The sequence below is a fragment of the Micromonospora sp. IBSANI012 genome (genome assembly GCF_052814045.1).
Map to the genome: position 1 here is coordinate 148,672 of NZ_CP199933.1, position 19,074 is coordinate 167,745.

Genomic DNA, 19,074 nt, shown 5'->3' on the forward strand with positions numbered 1-19,074 from the left:
GCCACATCAGGCGGAAGGGGGTGGACCGGTGAGTTCCAAGGACTGGATCGAGAAGGACTACTACGCCGCGCTCGGCGTGCAGAAGTCCGCCTCCTCGGACGAGATCAAGAAGGCGTACCGGAAGCTGGCCCGGGAGTCGCACCCGGACCACAACCCGGGTGACCCGAAGGCCGAGGAGCGGTTCAAGACCGTCTCCGAGGCGTACGCGGTGCTCGGCGACGAGGCCAAGCGCCGCGAGTACGACGAGATGCGCTCGCTGTTCGGCTCGGGCGCGTTCCGGCGCGGCGCCCGCGGTGCCGGGCAGCCCGGCGGGGTGCCGTTCGACGTCTCCGACCTCTTCGGCGGCGGTGGCGCCGGTGGCGCCGGTGGCGCCGACACCCGGTTCGGCGGGGGTGGCTTCACCGACCTGTTCAGCTCGATCTTCTCCGGCGGTGGCGGGGCCGGTGGCCCGGCGCGTCCCCGCGGCCCGGCCCGCGGCCGGGACGTGGAGACCGAGGTGGCGCTCGACTTCGACGACGCGGTACGCGGGGTGACCGTCCCGCTGACGCTGCGCGCGCCGGGGGTCTGCGACACCTGCCACGGCGACGGCGCGAAGCCGGGCACCCGGCCGAAGGCCTGCCCGGTCTGCCACGGCGCCGGGGTGACCACCCGCAACCAGGGGTCGTTCAGCTTCTCCGAGCCGTGCCGCACCTGCCAGGGCGTGGGCACCGTCGTCGAGGAGAAGTGCCCGGAGTGCCAGGGCACCGGCGGGGTGACCAAGACCCGCACGCTGAACGTCCGCTTCCCCGCCGGGGTGGCCGACGGCCAGCGGATCAGGCTGGCCGGGCGCGGCGAGCCGGGTGAGCGGGGCGGCCCGGCCGGTGACCTCTTCGTGCAGGTCAAGGTCCGCCCGGACGAGCTGTTCGGGCGTACCGGGGACGACCTCACCCTGACCGTGCCGATCACCTTCGCCGAGGCGGTGCTCGGCACCGACCTGCGGGTGCCCACCCTCGACGGCGCGGTGACCCTGCGGGTGCCGCCGGGTACGCCGTCCGGGCGGGTGCTGCGGGCCCGGGGCAAGGGTGTGGTGCGGCGCGACGGTCGGGCCGGTGACCTGCTGGTCACGCTGGACGTGGTGGTGCCGGCGGTGGTGTCGGACGAGGCGCGGGCGACGCTGGAGTCGTTCGCCGAGCAGACTCCGCCGGCGGCTCGGGAACATCTCGACGCGCGGGTGCGTCGGGTCGGTTGACCGGTGGATCGGGTGCGGAGGTGAGCGGGATGTCGGGCGATTTCGTCGGTTCGGGTGACCCTGCCTACGAGGCCAAGGTGCTGATGATCTCGGTCGCGGCGCGGATGGCGGGGATGCACCCCCAGACCCTGCGCCAGTACGACCGGCTGGGCCTGGTGCAGGCCGGCCGGGCGGCCGGCGGTGGGCGCCGCTACAGCGTGCGTGACGTGGTGCTGCTGCGCGAGGTGCAGCGGCTCAGCCAGGACGACGGCATCAACCTGGCCGGCGTGAAGCGGATCATCGGCCTGGAGCGGCTGCTGGAGCAGGCGCAGCAGCGGGTGGCCCGGCTGGAGGCCGAGCTGGACGCCGCGTACCGGCGGATCGCCGAGCTGGAGTCGCTGGGCGGTTTCCCGCGCGGCGACCTGGTGCCCACCAACCGCACCTCGACGGCGCTGGTCGTCTGGCGTCCCCGCCGTACCCCGGATCGCTGAACCTCCGGCCCCGCCCGGCCCGATGGCCGGGCGCGGCCATCCCCGCCCCGGTCCGGGTCCCTCGCGCGACCCGGACGCCGACTCGCGGGCCCGCTGACCGGCGCCGGGCGTTCCAGCGGCGCCAGTTCGCGTTTCTCCGGCGACGGTCGGACCGGTTGGGTTAGCCTCAGAACCAGGTCCAACCAACTCAATCCGGACTCCGATGGCAGGGGGAGCCATGACGGAATCGGCGAAGAAGGTTGCCCAGCAGACGGAGAGCCGGCTCGACAAGGTGGCCGAGAACGTTCGGCAGGGGTTCGAACGGGTGACCAAGGGTCGCTTCAGCGACGAGATCAAGAACGGCCGGTTCAGCGACCAGGTCGACCACGGCATCGACCAGGGGCGCGTCGAAGCGAGACGCCGGAAGCAGGGTGGATCGGAACGCTGACGATCCGCCGACGTGCGGGCCGGGACCCACGGGGGGTCCCGGCCCGTTCGCCTCATCGAGGAAGAGTTGGCACGGGCCGGCCCGCGGCGCGCCGGCCGCGGGCGTCAGCCGATCCGGCGGTTCTCCCGGACCAGGCCGCCCTCGCACCAGTCGTGGTAGACGAAGAGGTCCTGCCGGGCCAGCAGCACCCGGCTGTTGTGCGCCCAGTTGCGCATCAGCTCGTCGCCCTCCCGCTCGGCCTGCTCGACCAGCTTGCGGAAGCGGCGCTTCGGGTGGGCGCGGAAGTTCGTCCGGATGCCGTCCGCCGCGTAGATGTAGAGGCAGTGCAGGGCGAACCGGCGGGCCGGGCAGGCCGGGTCCATCGCCAGGTCGAAGAGGGTGAGCACCAGGTGGTCGCCGGCGACCAGCAGGTCCCAGTCGGGCGGCATCGAGGCCAGCGGCACCGAGTCGGGGTGGTAGGCCCACGCCCGCAACTCCGTCGGCGACGGGTCGACGGGGTTGGCGAAGCCGTGGAACGTCGGATCCTGCACGCTCACCGGCAACCTTCCGCTTACGCCCGCGGGGCGTACCGGCCACCCGCGGACCCCTGGCTCGTTGGGGCAGAACGGTAACCGGCGCCGGCGGGCTGGCGGAAGAGCTTGTCGGGAGCAATTCGACAACGGGCGGACCGGCCGGGTCAGCCGTACGGACGACCCGGCCGGGGCACGCTCAGTCGGTGGTCGGCACCGGTTCGGGCCGGCGGATCGTGGCCCGCCGCCGCAGCCAGACCTTGAACCAGCCCATGTCGGGCAGCCGGGCCAGCATCGGGCCGGTCACCACCGTGATCAGCACGTACGCCGTGGCGAGCGCCGCCAGCCTGGGCTCGACGGTGCCGGCGGCGACGGCCAGCCCGGCGATGACGATGGAGAACTCACCGCGCGGCATCAGCGCGAAGCCGGCCCGCCAGCGACCGGGCTCGGCGATGCCCGCCCGGCGGGCCGCCAGGTAGCCGGTGAGCAGCTTCGTCCCCATGGTCACCACGGCCAGGGCCAGCGCCGGCAGCAGCACCGGCGGCATGTCCCGGGGGTCGGTGACCAGGCCGAAGAAGACGAAGAAGACCGCCGCGAAGAGGTCCCGCAGCGGGGAGAGCAGCTCGGTCGCGTGGTGCGCCACCGGCCCGGAGAGCGCGATGCCGACCAGGAACGCGCCCACCGCCGCCGACACCTGGAGCTTGGCCGCGACGCCGGCGACCAGCAGGGTCAGCCCGAGTACGCCGAGCAGCAGCGCCTCCGGGTCCTTCGCGGACAGCGCCGCGGAGATGAGGTGGCCGTACCGGATGGCCACCACCAGGACGACGACCACGGTGAGCACCGCGACGCCGAGGGCGATGCCGCCCTTGACCAGCCCGACACCGGCCAGCAGCGCGGTGACCAGCGGCAGGTAGAGCGCCATGGCCAGGTCCTCGATGACCAGCACGGAGAGGATCACCGGGGTCTCCCGGTTACCGACCCGGCCCAGGTCGCCGAGGACCTTGGCGATCACGCCGGAGGACGAGATCCAGGTGATGCCGCCGAGCACCACGGCGGCCACCCAGCCCCAGCCGAGCAGCAGCGCGAACGCGAAGCCGGGCAGCGCGTTGAGCAGCGCGTCGATCAGCCCGGCCGGCGCGGCGGAGCGCAGGTTGCCGACCAGCTCGTTGGCGCTGTACTCCAGGCCGAGCATGACCAGCAGCAGGATGACGCCGATCTCCGCGCCGACGGCGAAGAACTCCTCGCTGGCGTTGAGCGGCAGCAGGCCGCCGTGGCCGAAGCCCAGGCCGGCGAGGAGGTAGAGGGGGATCGGGGAGACCCCGAACCGCCGGCTGAGCCGGCCCAGGAGTCCGAGGAGCAGCAGCAGCGCGCCGACCTCGACGAGCAGTGTGGTGGTTTCGTGCATCCGCCTCAGCCGTCCGGGTCACTGTCGGCGAGGATGGCGGTCACTCCGTCGAGACCCTGGCGGGTACCGACCACGACCACCACGTCACCGGCCGCGAAGCGGAAGGTGGGATCGGGTGAGACGTTCACCTCGCCATGGCGGAGCACCGCCACGATCGAGGCGCCGGTGCGGGTGCGTGCCTTGGTGTCGCCCAGCCGCCTGTTGACGTACTTCGAGCCCGCCGGGATGGCGATCTGCTCGGTGAGCAGCCCGGCCGCCTGCTCGCGCAGGCCGGAGAGCTGGCCGAGCATCAGCGACGCGCCGAGGATGTCGGCGAGCGCCTCCGCCTCGTCGTCGGTGAGCGGGATGTCCGCCTGGCAGGCGTCGGGATCGTCCGGGTCGTACAGGACGAGGTCACGGCGGCCGTTGCGGTGGGAGACCACCCCGAGCCGGCGACCGGATTCCGTGACCAGGTCGTGACGCACGCCGATTCCTGGTAGGGCAGTCTGTTCGACACGTACTCGCACCCGGGCAAGGCTACCCTGCCGAGGAGGCGCCCATGATCGATCGAGTGCTCCGCCCGGTGGTCGCCCTGCTGGCCGTCCCGGCGCTGGTGGCGTGCTCGGCGATCGGGGACATCCGCCGCGATCCGCCGTCCCGGTCCGCCGCGCCGCCGCCGACGGCCGCGCCCGTGCCGGCACCGCCGCCGTCCGCCGGCTTCGACGAGGTACGCGCCGGCCGGGTCGCCGTCGCCCAGCGGTACGACGACCCGTTCGTGGAGTTCTCCGACGCCGTGCACGGCTGGGCGCTCTTCGCCAGCTGCGACGGCCGCCCGCCGGACCGGAACTGCCCGGCGCTGCTCTTCTCCACCCTGGACGGTGGCCGCTCCTGGCTGACGGTGCGCCACCCGCGCCCGGTCGCCGACAACCAGCAGCTCTACACCGCGCCCGGACTGGTGACGCTGCTGGCCGAGCCGCACGGCTGGTACACCTCGACCGACGGCGGCGCGAGCTTCGTGCGGACCGACGGGGAGCCGGCGGCCTGGCGGGCCGCGCAGGGGCGGTTCCAGGTGATCGAGGGGGCGGACCGGGTGGGCGAGTGGGACGGCCGGGCGCTGCGCCCGCTCGCCGTCCAGCCACCGGTGCCGGCGCTGACCGGTGTCGGCCTCGCCGACCAGCTACTGGTGGCGGCGGGTGAGGACGACGACGGGCCGTGCGCGGCGGTCTCGACGGACCGCGGTCGGAGCTGGCAGCGGACCCCGGTGCCGACGCCCGACGGCGCGGTGTCCGCGCTCCGGGTGGTGGTCGCCCCGGACAGTCAGGTCTGGCTGCTGGGCGAGCGCCCGGACCGGATGGACTTCCCGGCGCTCTGGCGGTGGCAGGGGCGGTGGGAGTCCGTCCCGGCGCAGTCCTACCCCTCCCGGATCGTGTCGGTCGCCCCGATCGGCGCCGGGCGGGTCGCGGTGACCGGCCCGTACGGGGCCGGCGCGGTGATCGACGGCCGGTACATCCCGGTCGCCTGGCCGGTCGGCCCGGAGCACTACCTGACCGTCCTCGGCGACGGCACCGTCTTCGCCCGCGGGTCGACGGACGTGGTGCTGGGCACCGGATTCGGCACGGACCGGCGCTGGGTGCGGGTGACCGTCGAGGGCGACTGACGGGCGAGCGTTCCGCACCGGGTCGGCCCGACGAGCGGACGACGCGGCCCCGCCGGGGATCCCCGACCGGGCGCACGCCTGCCGCCGGCTCAGCGGAGCGCGGCGAAGAACTCCCGGAGGTCGGCGACCAGCACGTCGGTCGCCTCGTGCGCGGCGTAGTGCCCGCCCACGTCGCCGCGCCCCTCGACCTCGGCCTGGTACGCCGTCCAGCGCACGATGTTCCCGTGGTCCCGCTCGGCGAAGCGGCGGATCGACTGGAAGTCGCCGGGGAACATCGCCAACCCGGTCGGGCTCGTCGTCGGCCCGGTCGGGTGCTCGGTGGTGTGCGCGTCCTCCCAGTAGAACCGCATCGACGAGGCCGCCGTGCCGGTGAGCCAGTAGATCGTCACGTTGGCGAGCACGAAGTCGGGGTCCAGGCTCCGGTCGAAGAGCTGACCGTTCCAGGCGAGCAGGCCGACCGGCGAATCGGCCAGCGCGAACGCCAGGGTCTGCGGCTGCTGGCTCTGCACCTGGTTGAAGGAGAACTTGTTCTCGAAGAACCACGTCAGGTGCGCGAGCGCCGCCTGGTCGGTCTCGGAGAGCCCCTGGAACTCGCTCGGGTCCCCGGAGGGGAACGAGAAGAGCTGGGTGACGTGGACGCCGAGCACGTGCTCGGGGTCGATACGGCCGATCTCCGGCGAGATCATCGAGCCGGCGTCGTTGCCGACCGCGCCGTAGCGGTCGTAACCGAGCCGGGCCATCAGCTCCGCCCACGCCCGGGCGGTGCGGTACCGGTTCCAGCCGGCGCTGCGGGTCGGCCCGGAGAAGCCGAAGCCCGGCAGCGACGGGATGACCAGGTGGAACGCCGGCGCCGTGGGGTCGGTGGGCTCGGTGAGCGGGCCGATCACGTCCAGGTACTCCACCACCGAGCCGGGCCAGCCGTGGGTGAGCACGAGCGGGGTGGCGTCGGGGCGGGACGACCGGACGTGCAGGAAGTGGATGTCCTCGCCGTCGATCTCGGTGACGAACTGCGGGTGGGCGTTCAGCCGCGCCTCCACCGCCCGCCAGTCGAACTTCTCCAGCCAGTACGTCACCAGCTCGCGGACCCGGTCGGTGGCCGTGCCGTACGCGTCGCCGACGCCCGGGAGCTCCCCGGGCCAGACGGCCCGGCGGAGCCGGTCGGCGAGGTCGTCGAGGGCGGTCTGCGGGATGTCGACGCGGAACGGGCGGATGGCGATGTCGGACATGCGCTGCTCCTCAGAACGGAATGTTTCGTTCCGCTTCAACATAGCAGAGCGGAACGATCCGTTCCACTGCTATCCTCGGCTCATGCCGAACCCGACCGACACCGCACCGCTCCCCGGGAGGCGCGCGCAGGCGGCGCGCAACGACGCGGTGATCCTGGAGGCCGCCCGCGCGGTCTTCCTCGCCGACCCGAAGGCCCCGATCGCCGCGGTCGCCGAGCGCGCCGGCGTGGGGATCAGCGCCCTCTACCGGCGGTACGCCGGCAAGGAGGACCTGCTGCGCAAGCTCTGCCACGACGGCCTGCGGCGGTTCATCGAGGCGGCCGAGGAGGCGGCCGGCGACCCGGACGACTGGTCCGCCTTTGCCGGCTTCCTGGAGCGCGTCGTCGATGCCGACGTGCACTCGCTGACCGTCCACCTGGCCGGTACCTTCACCCCGACGCCCGAGATGGGTCGGGACGCGGCGCGGGCCAACGAGCTGACCGCCGCGCTGGTGGAACGGGCGCAGGGTGCCGGGCGGCTCCGGCCCGACCTGGTGGTGCAGGACGTCGGGCTGCTGCTGGAGGGATGTGCGGCGATCCGCGTACCCGATCCGGAGCGGACCCGGCAGTTGCGCCGGCGGCACCTCGCGGTGCTGCTCGCCGGCCTCGCCGTGACCGACCCCCCGCTGCCGGGGCCGCCGCCCGCCGCCGGGGAGTTCGACTGGCGCTGGCGGCGATCCCAGTGACCCGGGTCACACACCTGGAGTTGAGCGGAATAGGCTCAACTCTGGTTTCGTCCTTACTGGTGGACACGCCGATCCAGGGGAGCCCATGAACACGGAACGCCTCACCACCAAGAGCCGCGAGACCATCACCGGTGCCGTCGCGCTGGCGAACCAGCGCGGTCACGCCACCGTGGAGCCCTGGCACCTGCTGCTGGCCCTGCTGGACACCGACGGCTCGACCGCCGCCGGCCTGCTGCGCGCCGTCGGGGCCGACCCCGCCGAGCTGCGCCGGGTCGCCCAGCGCTCGGTCGACGCGCTGCCCGCCGCCCGGGGCTCCAGCATCGCCGAGCCCACCCTGGCCCGCGAGTTCGTCAACGCCATCGGCGCCGCCGAGCAGATCGCCCGGCCGCTCGGCGACGAGTACACCTCGACCGAGCACCTGCTCGCCGGCCTGGCCCGGGTCGGTGGCGCGGTCTCCGGCGCGCTGAAGGGCGTCGGGGCCACCGAGGAGAACCTGGTGGCCGCCTTCCCGACCGTCCGGGGCGGCGACCGGCGGGTCACCACCGCCGACCCCGAGCAGACCTACCAGGCCCTCGCCAAGTACGGCGTCGACCTGACCGCCAGCGCCCGGGACGGCAAGATCGACCCGGTGATCGGCCGGGACTCGGAGATCCGCCGGGTGATCCAGGTGCTGTCCCGCCGGACCAAGAACAACCCGGTCCTCATCGGCGAGCCGGGCGTCGGCAAGACGGCCATCGTCGAGGGGCTGGCCCAGCGGATCGTCGCCGGCGACGTGCCCGAGTCGCTGCGCGACAAGAAGCTGGTCTCGCTCGACCTCGGCGCGATGGTCGCCGGCGCGCAGTACCGGGGCCAGTTCGAGGAGCGGCTGAAGTCCGTCCTCGAGGAGATCAAGAATTCGAACGGCCAGGTCATCACCTTCCTCGACGAGCTGCATACCGTCGTCGGCGCCGGCAAGGGCGAGGGCTCGATGGACGCCGGCAACATGCTCAAGCCGATGCTGGCCCGCGGCGAGCTGCGGATGGTCGGCGCGACCACGCTGGACGAGTACCGCGAGCACATCGAGAAGGATCCGGCGCTGGAGCGCCGCTTCCAGCCGGTGCTGGTCGGCGAGCCGACCATCGAGGACACCATCGGCATCCTGCGCGGCCTCAAGGAGCGCTACGAGGTGCACCACGGCGTACGGATCACCGACGCCGCGCTGGTCGCCGCCGCCGCCCTCTCCGACCGCTACATCACCGACCGGTTCCTGCCGGACAAGGCGATCGACCTGGTCGACGAGTCGGCCTCCCGGCTCCGCATGGAGATCGACTCCCGCCCGGTGGAGGTCGACGAGATCGAGCGGGCCGTACGCCGGCTGGAGATCGAGGAGATGGCGCTGGCCAAGGAGCCCGACGCCGCCTCCGCCGAGCGGCTGGAGCGGCTGCGCAAGGAGCTGGCCGACAAGCGCGAGCAGCTCACCGCGCTCTCGGAGCGCTGGCAGACGGAGAAGAGCCACATCACCAAGCTCTCCACCGCCAAGGAGGAGCTGGAGCGGCTCGGCGGCGAGGCCGAGCGGGCCGAACGCGACGGTGAGCTGGAACGCGCCGCCGAGCTGCGCTACGGCCGTATCCCGGCGCTCAAGACCGAGCTGAAGCAGGCCGAGGAGGAACTGGCCCGGCTCCAGGCCGACGGCGCCATGCTCAAGGAGGAGGTCGGCGCGGACGACATCGCCGCGGTGGTCGCCTCCTGGACCGGCATCCCCGCCGGCCGGCTGCTGGAGGGGGAGACCGCCAAGCTGCTCCGGATGGAGGAGTCGCTGGCCTCCCGGGTGGTCGGCCAGGCCGAGGCGGTGGGCGCGGTCTCCGACGCCGTCCGCCGGGCCCGGGCCGGCGTCGCCGACCCGGACCGCCCGACCGGCAGCTTCCTCTTCCTCGGCCCGACCGGTGTCGGCAAGACCGAGCTGGCCAAGGCGCTCGCCGAGTTCCTCTTCGACGACGAGCGGGCCATGGTCCGCATCGACATGAGCGAGTACGGCGAGAAGCACTCCGTCGCCCGCCTGGTCGGCGCCCCGCCCGGGTACATCGGCTACGAGGAGGGCGGCCAGCTCACCGAGGCGGTGCGTCGCCGGCCGTACTCGGTGATCCTGCTCGACGAGGTGGAGAAGGCCCACCCGGACGTCTTCGACATCCTGCTCCAGGTGCTCGACGACGGCCGGCTCACCGACGGCCAGGGCCGCACGGTGGACTTCCGCAACGCGATCCTGATCCTCACCTCCAACCTCGGGTCGTCGGTGATCAGCGACCTGACGCTGGCCGAGGAGCAGCGCCGCGAGGGGGTCCTCGCCGTGGTCCGCTCGCACTTCAAGCCGGAGTTCCTCAACCGCCTCGACGACATCGTGGTCTTCGCCGCGCTGCGCGGCGACGACCTGCGCTCCATCGTCGACATCCAGCTCAACCGGATGCGAAACCGTCTCGCCGACCGTCGGTTGGCACTGGACATCACCGACGCCGCCCGTGGGTGGCTCGCCGAGCACGGCTACGACCCGATCTACGGCGCGCGTCCGCTGCGCCGCCTGGTCCAGACCGCCATCGGCGACCAGCTCGCCAAGGCCCTGCTGGCCGGGCAGATCCGCGACGGTGACACCGTCCGGGTCGACCTCGCCGATACCAAGGACGCCCTCACGGTCACCTCGGCCTGACCCACCCGCACCACCCCACGACGGGCCCGCCTCCCCGGCGGGCCCGTCCGCGCACCCTCCCGGCCCCCCGCACTCGCCCCGGCCCCGCACCCGCCCCGGGCCCGCACCCGCCCCGGTGATCAAGAGGTTTGCGTCGGCGGAACCGTGCCTGCTGACGCAAACCTCTTGATCAGGAGGGTGGGGGGTGGCGGGACGGGGAAAGGATGGGGGCATGTTCGGGATCGGGAAGAGCAGGGACCGGGAGCTGGACGCGGCCGTCAAGGAGCTCGCCGGGGCGGACACGCTCGCGTTCGGCGGAGTGGGCATCGCGGGCACGCTGCTGCCGGTGACGGAGGCGTACCGGCGGGTCGAGGAGGCGCTCCACGCGCACCCGGACGAGGCGCGGGAAAAGGTCGACTGGCTGCTCCGGCACGGCTCGCCGGCCGGGAAGGCGTACGCGGCGACCCTGCTGGAGCGGGTCGACCCGGCGGCGGCCCGGAAGGCCTGGGCGTCACTGCGCGACGACAAGGGCGAGTTCACCACCTTCACCGGCTGCGTGATGGGCAACGCCAGCCTGCGCGGGTACGCCACCGAAAGGCTGGCCGGAAGGTAGGCCGGAGTCCGGCCGAACGGGGCTGCGGCGACCGGCCGGCGCCCCGTAGCTTCCCCGCATGACTCAGGACGCTGGCGCGCCGGCCCGCCCACCGCGCCCCACCGCCGTCACCGTCGCCTCCTGGATGCAGATAGCCGCCGCCGTCGTGCTGCTGGCCCTGCTCGGCCTGGTGCTCTGGCAGGCGATCGAGTGGAACGGCGAGATCGACCGCGCGGCGCGGCTGGTGCCCGACGCCGATCCGGACGAGGTCTCCGGCGAACGGGTCGGCAACATCGTCATGTCCTGTGTGCTCGGGGTGCCCGCGCTGCTGCTCGCCGCCGGGCTCCTCGCCACCGCGCGCGGCGTACGCCGGGGCAGCAACGTCGCCCGGATCCTGGTCTTCGTGGTCGGCGGCCTGCAACTGCTGGCCGCCTGCGCGCAGGGCGGATTCGCGGTCCTGTTCATCCCCTTCCTCTTCGCCCTCGGCGGCCCCGAGGAGGACTGGGACTCCGACATCCCGGCCGAGTTCATGCCGGAGGAGTCGGGGTTCATGCGGGAGCTCTACGGCGACGGGTCCGACCCGGCGGGCGACGTCCTCTTCGCCGCGGGCAGCCTGGGGACGATGCTGGTCGTCGGCCTGACCCTCACCGCGGTGGTGCTGCTGGCGCTGCCGTCGGTGCACCGCTGGTTCGTGCCCCGCGCCGCCGAGCAGGCCCGCCGGGCACCGCTAGACCCCCCCTACCCGCCCGCCTTCCTGCTGCCGCCCGGCTACATGCTCTGCCCCGACCCGCGCGCGCACGGCCTGCCGCCGCAGCCGACGCCGGTCGCGCCCATGCCGCCCGCGTCCCAGCCCATGCCGCCCGCGTCCCAGCCCATGCCGCCCGCGTCCCAGCCCATGCCGGCCGCGCCGGCACAGCCCGCCACGCAGCCGATGCCGCCCCAGCCCATGCCGGCCGCGCCGGCCCAGCCCGCTCCCACCACCCCGCCGCAGCCCGCACCGGAGGCACCGGAGGGACCGCAGGCACCGGACGCCGGACCGACGCCGGGCAGCTGACCTGGGCGGTGCGGTCCACCCCCTCCACACCGGACGCTGAGTGACTGGTCACTCACTCAAGCCCGACGTGTTTCCCCAGGTGCGCGGGGTTGTTACCGTCTCCGCCGACGCGTGGGGAGGCGGTCGGGGTGGACGGTTCGGTGGCGTACCTGGTGGCGGCGGTGGGGTGTCTGGTCGGGGTCGCCGGGGTGGTGATCGCCGTGGTCGCCCTCGCCCGGCAGCGGAAGAGGACCGGGCCGGCGGCACCGGGCGACCCGTTCCGGGACACCGACGCGGACGCGCTCCGGGGTGACCCGCGCAAGCTCAAGCCCGGCGACATCGTCGAGATCCGGCAGGTGTCGTACGCGATTCGTGGCTCGGTGCACCTGGTCGAGGGTGCCTGGAGCTGGGCCGAGCACCTGCTGGACGACGCCGGTGGGGCCAAGCGGTGGCTCTCCGTCGAGGAGGACCCGGACCTGGAGCTGGTGCTCTGGAAGGCCGAACCGGGCGCCACCGTCACGCCGGGCGCGCCCACGCTGGACTTCGCCGGCCGCCGCTACTCCTGGGAGGAGTCCGGGCAGGCCCGCTACTCGGCCACCGGCACCACCGGCCTCGACCCGACGGGCACCGTCCGCTACCACGACTACCGGGCGCAGGGCGGGGCCCGGCTGGCCTTCGAGGCGTACGGGGAGGCCGGCTGGGAGGTGGCGCTGGGCGAGCCGCTGCACCGCTCCGAGGTGATGGTCTACCCGCAGGCCGGCCCGGGACAGGTGGCCTGAGCGTGCTGGTCAGCATCGACACCCCGTACGTCGACACCAGCGCCGCCGACCTCGGCCTGGCCCTCGGCGACCCCGAGCTGCCGGCCCTGGCCGTCCGCGAGGTCGACCTGCCCGGCGGCGTCCGGCTGCGGCTGCGCCTGCTCGGCGCCTCCCACCAGGTAGTCCTCGGTGGGCTCACCGAGACGGTGGCCTGCCTGCCGGGGCGGCCGCCGCACCTGCCCGGCACGCTGCACGACGAGCCCAACGGTTACCGGTTCACCGCCACGGTGCTCCGCCCGCCCGGCGGTGAGCTGCGCGCCCGCGTCGCCGCGCTCCGCGCCGAGCTGGCCGACGACCCGTACGCGCTGGTCGGGGTCTTCCCCGGCGACCCGGACGCGGTCACCGCGCTGGCCGTCCGGCCCGATCCGCCGGACGGGTCGGTCGGCTGGCGCACCTGGCACGCGTATCCCCAGACCAACGAGCTGGTCCTGACCGAGACGGTGGTGGCACTGCGATGACGTACCGGCGCTGGTTCGTGATGGGAGTGGCCTTCGCGGTCATCGGCGCACTGGTCGCCGCCTTCGCGATCTTCTACGGCAACTTCTCGCCCCGCGGTTACGTCGAGGACCGCTACACCCGGGCGACCAGCCGGGACATCGGCGGCGAGGCGGTCGCGTACACCTCGGACAAGACCCCGAGCCAGGTGGCGCAGGACGTGACCGACGCCTGGCAGCCGGCCGACCAGTACGTCGACGGCAGCGGCGTCTACCTGCGCTACGACGACGACTCGGTGGTCATCCTGCCGATCGCCACCGGCTCGGTGATCCTCCTCGAACGCCTCGGCACCGCCTACCCGCGCTACCACTCCACGGTGGGCAGCCACTGGGGCTGGGGCCGGGGCAGCACCGTCCGGGGTGGCGGCCCCGGCGCCGGCAAGTAGCCCCGACCTCCTCCACCCCTCACCCTGGAGTTCCCCCGTGCAGAACCTGGTCACCGATCTGCTGGTCACGCTCGCCTACGGCGTGGTCGGCGTCGTCCTGATGGCCGTCGGCTACGTCCTGGTCGACGTGGCGACCCCCGGCAAGCTCCACGAGCTGATCTGGACCGAGCGCAACCGCAACGCCGCGCTGCTGCTCGCCTCGAACCTCGCCGGCGTGGGCGTCATCGTGGTCGCCGCCATCGCCGCCAGCGCCGACGACTTCGTCCTCGGCCTGGTCGGCGCCGCCGCGTACGGCCTCCTCGGCCTGGTCATCATGGCCGGGGCGTTCCTGCTGCTCGACGCGGCGACCCCGGGCCGGCTCGGCGAGCTGCTGGTCGATCCGGAGCCGCACCCCGCGGTCTGGGTCTCCGCCGTCGTCCACCTCGCCACGGGCGCGATCATCGCCGCCGCGATCAGCTGATGGCCGCCGCGAAGCCTCCGGCCAAGCCGAACCGGACCACCGCCTGGGCGGTCTGGCTGACCATCGGCCTGGTCGTCCTCGGCTGCGTCGTCGCGGGGGCGCTGAACAACGACGGGGACGCCGACGTGCCCTCGCCGACCGCCCAGGAACGCGGCGACACCGTGCCGATCCTCCAGCGCTCCACGGCCAGCCAGGGAGTCTGCTACGGCTGGGTGCTGAGGGACCACCTCGACTACGGCGACCCCCTCAGCGTCGGCTCCAACCTCGGCGACGGGGTGTCCGTCGAGGACAATCCGGGCTGCCCGCGCTGGCTGCAGGTGACGGCCAGGATCTACTACCCGGCGGAGAGCAGCGAGAGCAACGACAGCGCCTACGTCGACGTGACCGGCTCCGCCGACGTCTCCTCCGCCCAGCTGCTGCGGATCGAGAACGGGCTGGCGCGGCTCGGGCTCACCGACGAGGTCTTCATCGACGACCCGGGCTGGGCGACGACCCGGGCCGCGGTGATGCTGCCGCTGCTCGCGGTCGAGGCGGGACTGGTGGAGCCGGCCGCCACCCCGGCCGCCGCCGGGGCCGCCCCGTCGCCGCTGCCCGCCGGGGGCAGCGACCTGTGGCGCGACCGGTGGGGCTACCTGCTCGCCGCCGCCGGGCTGCTGCTGGTCACCGCACTGCTGGTCACCGTCGGGCTGGTGCAGCGCCGCCGGCAGCGCCGGGGAGTCGTGCCCGCGCAGCGCGCCGGGGCGGAAACGGTGGCGACGCGTACCCCGGAAAAAGCGTGACCACCTACGCGCCGGCCGCCCCGACGCGCTGGCGGGCGGCCCGGGCCGGGGTCCTGCTCGCGGTCTTCGTCTGCGCGGCCTGCGGCCTGGTCTACGAGCTGGCCCTGGTCGCGCTCGGCAGCTACCTGATCGGCGACGCGGTCGGGCAGGCCTCGATCGTGCTCGGCGTGATGGTCTTCGCGATGGGCGTCGGCGCGCTCGCCGCGAAGCCGTTGCAGTCCCGGGCCGCCGCCGCGTTCGCCGTGGTCGAGCTGACCCTGGCGCTGCTCGGCGGGCTCTCGGTGCTCGGCCTCTACGCCGCCTTCGCCTGGCTGGACCTCTACGGCCCGGCGCTGGTCGGCACCGCGTTCGTGCTCGGCCTGCTGATCGGCGCGGAGATCCCGCTGCTGATGGTCATGCTGCAACGCATCCGCGAACAGTCCGCCGGCAGCGCCGTGGCCGACCTGTTCGCCGCCGACTACGTCGGGGCGCTGCTCGGCGGGCTGGCCTTCCCGTTCCTGCTGATGCCGGTCTTCGGCCAGCTCAAGGGCGCGCTGGTGGTCGGCGCGGTGAACGCGGTGGCCGGCCTCGCGCTGGTCTGCACGGTGTTCCGGGCGGAGCTGAGCCGCCGGGCGCGGGTCGCGCTCGCCGCCGGCTCCGTCGTGGTCGCCCTCTGCCTCGCCTACGCCTGGATCAGCGCCGCCGACTTCGAGCTGACCGCCCGGCAGCAGCTCTACCGGGACCCGGTGGTGCACGCCGAGCGCAGCCGCTACCAGGAGATCGTGCTCACCCGGTCGGTGCGGGAGGTCGGGCACGCCGACACCGACCTGCGCCTCTACCTCAACGGCGACCTCCAGTTCAGCTCGGTCGACGAGTACCGCTACCACGAGGCACTGGTGCATCCCGCCATGCGCGGCCCGCGCGGCGAGGTGCTGGTGCTCGGGGCCGGCGACGGGCTCGCCGTCCGGGAGATCCTGCGCTACCCGGACGTCCGCCGGGTGACCGTGGTCGACCTCGATCCGGCGGTGGTGGCGCTGGCCCGCGCCGAGCCGCAGCTGCGCCGGCTCAACGGTGACGCGTTCGCCGACCCCCGGGTCCGGGTGGTCAACACCGACGCGTTCGGCTGGCTGCGTACCGCCACGGAACGGTTCGACGTGGTGGTGGCCGACCTGCCCGATCCGGACGAGACCGCCACCGCGAAGCTCTACACCGTCGAGTTCTACGCGCTGATCCGGTCGGCGCTCGCCGAGGGCGGCCGGCTGGTGGTGCAGTCCGGGTCGCCGTACTTCGCGCCCCGGTCGTACTGGTCGATCGAGGCGTCGGTACGCGAGGCCGGCTTCGCCACCGTGCCGTACCACGTGGACGTGCCCTCGTTCGGCGACTGGGGCTTCCTGCTCGCCACCGCCGGGGTGACCCCGCCGGCTCTTGAGCTGCCGGCGGACGCGCCACCGCTGCGTTTCCTCGACCCGTCGGTGCTGCGCGCGGCGGCCGCCTTCCCGGCCGACCGGGCCCGCCTCGACGTCCCCGCGTCCACGTTGCTCCAGCCCAGGGTGCTGGAGTACGCCCGCACGGAGTGGCGCGGCTACTGACCCCCGTCGCCGGCCGCCGCCTATTTGGTACGCGCGCGGCCGGGCCGGAGTGGATACGGTGTGGGCGCGATCTAGGGGAAGGAGAATCGTGGTCGATTCCCAGCACACACCGGCCCGCGTCCGGCCGGCCGTGGTGACGATTTCCAGCTATCTGCTGATTCTGTTCGCGCTCATCCAGGTGATCAACCTGATCATCGCGCTCGCCACCATCGGCACCATCCGCGAGGTGATGGACGAGGCCTACCGCGGTACCTCCGCCAACGGGGTGCAGGGGGTGGCGGACTTCGCCATCGCGTTCAGCCTGGGCGGCGCCATCGTGGGGCTGCTGCTGGCCATCGTGCTCGCCGTGCTCGGCCTGTTCAATAACCGGGGCGTGAACGGCACCCGGATCACCACCTGGGTGCTCGGCGGCCTGATGTTCTGCTGCTGCGGCCTCGGCACGGCCAGCAACGCCGCCGGCGGCCTCGCCGGCAGTGGCGCGCCGACCGACGGTGACGTCCCGAGCGCCGAGGAGGTGCAGCGCCGGCTGCAGGAGGCCCTGCCGTCCTGGTACGGCCCGGTCACCACGCTGCTCGCGGTGATCGCCCTGCTCGCCCTGCTGACCGCGCTGATCCTGCTCGCGCTCCCCAAGGCGAACGAGTTCTTCCGCAAGCCGCAGCAGGTCTGGGAGCCGCCGGTCCCCGGCGCCGCCTACCCCGGCCAGCCGAGCTACCCGGCGGCCCCCGGCTACCCGGCCACCCCGGGCTACCCGCAGGCGGGCTACCCGCCCGCGCAGCCGGGCCAGCCCTCGGCCCCCGGCCAGCCCGGCTACCCGCCGGCCCCCGGCTACCCGCCGGCCCCCGGTTACCCGCCGGCCCCCGGCTACCCGGCCGCGCCGGACCAGCCGCCGGCCGCCTCGCCGTGGCAGCCGCCGTCGGCTCCGTCCTCCGCGCCGCCCTCGGCGCCGTCGTCGGACGCGCCCGCCGCGCCGCCGGCCGGCCAGCCGGAACAGGGTGGACCGGCGCAGGGGCAGGACCGGCCGGGCGGGGATGTCCCGCCGTCCGATCCGACCCGCCCGACCGGCAGCTGACGGGCGAGTACGAGCGACGCCGACGATTCCCTCCGAGTAGGTTGCAAGCCGACGCCTACCGGAGGGAATCGTCGTGTCGTACCCGGATCAGGCCCCGGCGCGTCGGCCCGCCGCCGTCACGCTGGCCGCGGCGGCGCTCGGGCTGATGGCGCTCGCCGCCGGGGCGTACGCCGTCGCGGCGCTGCTCGCCCTCGGCGGCACGGTGGACCGGCTCCGGTCGGCCGCCGCCGGTACGACCGCGGGCCCGGACGACGTCGACGGCGTGGTCACCCTGCTGCGGGTCACCACGATCCTCTCGGCGGTGCTCACCGTCCTGGTCGGCCTGCTGCTGCTCGGTCTCGCTGCCGGGTTGCTCGCCGGCCGCCGGGGCGCCCGGGTGGCGACCTGGGTGGTCGCCGGGCTGGGGCTGCTCTGCGGCTGCTGCGGCCTGGCCGCGCTGGTCGGTCAGCGGGCCGGCCCGCTGCGGACCGACGAGCAGAGCACCGTCGAGCTGCTGGGCCTGCTCGGCGACGCCTACCCGTCCTGGTGGCTCCCGCTCAACGCGGCCCTTTCGGTGGGCCAGGTGCTCGGCTACCTTGTGGTGGCCGTGCTGCTGGCGTTGCCCGCGGCGAACGGCTGGTTCGGCCGCGCCCGGCCGACGCCGCCCCCGCCCCCGGCGCCGCTGCCGTACGGCCCGTACCCGCCGCCGCAGGCTCCGCCGCCGTCCCGCTGAGGAGCGCCCGTGACGTCCGAAACCCCGGCCACCGAACGACGGGCGCTGGTCACCGGTGCCACCGCCGGCATCGGCGAGGCGTTCGCCCGCCGGCTCGCCGCCGACGGCTGGCAGCTGGTGCTGGTGGCCCGGGACGGCACCCGGCTCGCCGAGGTGGCCGCCGACCTGACCGCCCGGCACGGTCACGGGGTGGAGACGCTCCCCGCCGACCTGTCCACCAACGACGGATGCGCGGCGGTGGAACGGCGGCTGACCGACGCCACCGCCCCGGTCGAGCTGCTCGTCAACAACGCCGGGCTCAGCCTCAACCAGCCGTTCCTGCGGTCCACCGTCGCCGACGAGACGCGGTTGCTGCGGCTCAACGTGCACGCCGTCATGCGGCTCACCCTCGCCGCCCTCGGCCCGATGACGGATCGACGAAACGGGATAGTGATAAATGTCTCTTCCGTCGCCGGTTTCGGTCCGGTGATGCCCGGCTCGACGTATCCGGCGAGCAAGGCGTGGGTGACGAGCTTCAGCGAATCCGTCGACCTGTCGGTGCGGCCGCTCGGCGTACGGGTGATGGCGCTCTGCCCCGGTTACACCGCCACCGGCTACCACGAGCGCAACGGCATCGACATGTCCGGCACGCCCCGGTGGATGTGGCTGCGGGCCGACGACGTGGTCGACGGCGCCCTGCGTGACCTGCGTAAAGGCAAGCAGATCAGCGTCCCGGACTGGAAGTACAAGCTCGCCGTGGCCGGCCTGCGGCACGCGCCGCGACGGTTGCTGCGGATGGCCTACCGGGACCGCCGAGGTCGGGTCGAGCCGACCGACGGCTGACGCCGCGACCCCCGGCCGGTGCCGGTCACGGTGGCGCCGGCAGGGTACGGGATTCCAGCG

Annotated in this window: 21 protein-coding genes; 17 read left to right on the forward strand and 4 right to left on the reverse strand. The window is 73.9% G+C overall.

Features of this window, described 5'->3' with window-relative positions:
- Positions 1-28 precede the first annotated feature (28 nt).
- From dnaJ to ACTWM8_RS00745, 3 genes are all read left to right on the forward strand, one after another.
- Positions 29-1,228 (forward strand): molecular chaperone DnaJ, encoded by a 1,200-nt coding sequence (gene dnaJ, locus ACTWM8_RS00735; protein WP_446212094.1) that lies wholly within the window; start codon positions 29-31, stop codon positions 1,226-1,228.
- A 29-nt stretch (positions 1,229-1,257) separates the two neighbouring features.
- A complete protein-coding gene (locus ACTWM8_RS00740) occupies positions 1,258-1,698 on the forward strand; it encodes a heat shock protein transcriptional repressor HspR (RefSeq protein ID WP_088959533.1) in 441 nt (146 codons plus the stop codon).
- A gap of 217 nt (positions 1,699-1,915) precedes the next feature.
- Entirely contained in the window at positions 1,916-2,125 is a 210-nt protein-coding gene (locus ACTWM8_RS00745; RefSeq protein WP_446212095.1) for a hypothetical protein, read from the forward strand.
- A 104-nt stretch (positions 2,126-2,229) separates the two neighbouring features.
- On the opposite strand, the gene ACTWM8_RS00750 is transcribed toward ACTWM8_RS00745, so the two are convergent.
- The 3 genes from ACTWM8_RS00750 to ACTWM8_RS00760 all read right to left on the reverse strand — a co-directional run bounded on the left by ACTWM8_RS00750 (position 2,230) and on the right by ACTWM8_RS00760 (position 4,545).
- A complete protein-coding gene (locus ACTWM8_RS00750; protein ID WP_210777139.1) occupies positions 2,230-2,661 on the reverse strand; it encodes a hypothetical protein in 432 nt (143 codons plus the stop codon).
- Positions 2,662-2,833: 172 nt separating this feature from the next.
- Positions 2,834-4,039 (reverse strand): cation:proton antiporter, encoded by a 1,206-nt coding sequence (locus ACTWM8_RS00755; RefSeq protein ID WP_446212096.1) that lies wholly within the window; start codon positions 4,037-4,039, stop codon positions 2,834-2,836.
- A gap of 5 nt (positions 4,040-4,044) precedes the next feature.
- Positions 4,045-4,545 carry a cation:proton antiporter regulatory subunit gene (locus tag ACTWM8_RS00760; RefSeq protein WP_446212097.1) on the reverse strand — a complete coding sequence of 167 codons (501 nt, stop codon included), beginning with the start codon at positions 4,543-4,545 and terminating at the stop codon, positions 4,045-4,047.
- A 32-nt stretch (positions 4,546-4,577) separates the two neighbouring features.
- On the opposite strand from ACTWM8_RS00760, the gene ACTWM8_RS00765 reads away from it, so the two are divergent.
- A complete protein-coding gene (locus tag ACTWM8_RS00765) occupies positions 4,578-5,675 on the forward strand; it encodes a hypothetical protein (protein WP_446212098.1) in 1,098 nt (365 codons plus the stop codon).
- A gap of 89 nt (positions 5,676-5,764) precedes the next feature.
- Here ACTWM8_RS00765 and ACTWM8_RS00770 read toward each other — a convergent pair whose 3' ends face one another.
- Positions 5,765-6,901: an epoxide hydrolase family protein gene (locus ACTWM8_RS00770; RefSeq protein WP_446212099.1), complete on the reverse strand. Its 1,137-nt coding sequence runs from the start codon at positions 6,899-6,901 to the stop codon at positions 5,765-5,767.
- Positions 6,902-6,983: 82 nt separating this feature from the next.
- Between ACTWM8_RS00770 and ACTWM8_RS00775 the strand changes: the two genes are divergently transcribed.
- The 13 genes from ACTWM8_RS00775 (at position 6,984) to ACTWM8_RS00835 (ending at position 19,014) form a co-directional block, all read left to right on the forward strand.
- Complete coding sequence (locus ACTWM8_RS00775) at positions 6,984-7,625, forward strand: TetR/AcrR family transcriptional regulator (RefSeq protein ID WP_446212100.1); 642 nt, start codon at positions 6,984-6,986, stop codon at positions 7,623-7,625.
- 85 nt (positions 7,626-7,710) lie between these two features.
- Positions 7,711-10,302, forward strand: coding sequence for an ATP-dependent chaperone ClpB (gene clpB / locus ACTWM8_RS00780; protein ID WP_446212101.1), 2,592 nt, complete (start codon positions 7,711-7,713; stop codon positions 10,300-10,302).
- Between the two features lie 211 nt (positions 10,303-10,513).
- On the forward strand, positions 10,514-10,894 hold the full coding sequence (locus ACTWM8_RS00785) for a hypothetical protein (protein WP_446212102.1): 381 nt from the start codon (positions 10,514-10,516) through the stop codon (positions 10,892-10,894).
- A 58-nt stretch (positions 10,895-10,952) separates the two neighbouring features.
- The gene (locus ACTWM8_RS00790) at positions 10,953-11,927 is read left to right on the forward strand and encodes a hypothetical protein (RefSeq protein WP_446212103.1); all 975 of its coding nucleotides are present in this window, start codon (positions 10,953-10,955) and stop codon (positions 11,925-11,927) included.
- A gap of 128 nt (positions 11,928-12,055) precedes the next feature.
- Positions 12,056-12,685, forward strand: a complete 630-nt coding sequence (locus ACTWM8_RS00795) for a DUF4178 domain-containing protein (protein WP_446212104.1) — start codon at positions 12,056-12,058, stop codon at positions 12,683-12,685.
- Between the two features lie 2 nt (positions 12,686-12,687).
- Complete coding sequence (locus tag ACTWM8_RS00800) at positions 12,688-13,182, forward strand: DUF2617 family protein (protein WP_446212105.1); 495 nt, start codon at positions 12,688-12,690, stop codon at positions 13,180-13,182.
- On the forward strand, positions 13,179-13,604 hold the full coding sequence (locus ACTWM8_RS00805) for a DUF4247 domain-containing protein (protein WP_446212106.1): 426 nt from the start codon (positions 13,179-13,181) through the stop codon (positions 13,602-13,604). The genes ACTWM8_RS00800 and ACTWM8_RS00805 overlap by 4 nt, the downstream gene beginning before the upstream one ends.
- Before the next feature lie 37 nt (positions 13,605-13,641).
- A complete protein-coding gene (locus tag ACTWM8_RS00810) occupies positions 13,642-14,064 on the forward strand; it encodes a DUF350 domain-containing protein (RefSeq protein ID WP_238452078.1) in 423 nt (140 codons plus the stop codon).
- Entirely contained in the window at positions 14,064-14,843 is a 780-nt protein-coding gene (locus ACTWM8_RS00815; protein ID WP_446212107.1) for a hypothetical protein, read from the forward strand. The genes ACTWM8_RS00810 and ACTWM8_RS00815 overlap by 1 nt, the downstream gene beginning before the upstream one ends.
- A complete protein-coding gene (locus ACTWM8_RS00820) occupies positions 14,840-16,411 on the forward strand; it encodes a polyamine aminopropyltransferase (protein WP_446212108.1) in 1,572 nt (523 codons plus the stop codon). The genes ACTWM8_RS00815 and ACTWM8_RS00820 overlap by 4 nt, the downstream gene beginning before the upstream one ends.
- Positions 16,412-16,499: 88 nt before the next feature.
- A complete protein-coding gene (locus tag ACTWM8_RS00825; protein WP_446212109.1) occupies positions 16,500-17,480 on the forward strand; it encodes a hypothetical protein in 981 nt (326 codons plus the stop codon).
- A 73-nt stretch (positions 17,481-17,553) separates the two neighbouring features.
- Positions 17,554-18,192 carry a hypothetical protein gene (locus tag ACTWM8_RS00830; protein WP_446212110.1) on the forward strand — a complete coding sequence of 213 codons (639 nt, stop codon included), beginning with the start codon at positions 17,554-17,556 and terminating at the stop codon, positions 18,190-18,192.
- 9 nt (positions 18,193-18,201) lie between these two features.
- Positions 18,202-19,014, forward strand: coding sequence for an SDR family NAD(P)-dependent oxidoreductase (locus tag ACTWM8_RS00835; protein WP_446212111.1), 813 nt, complete (start codon positions 18,202-18,204; stop codon positions 19,012-19,014).
- The last annotated feature ends 60 nt before the right edge of the window (positions 19,015-19,074 follow it).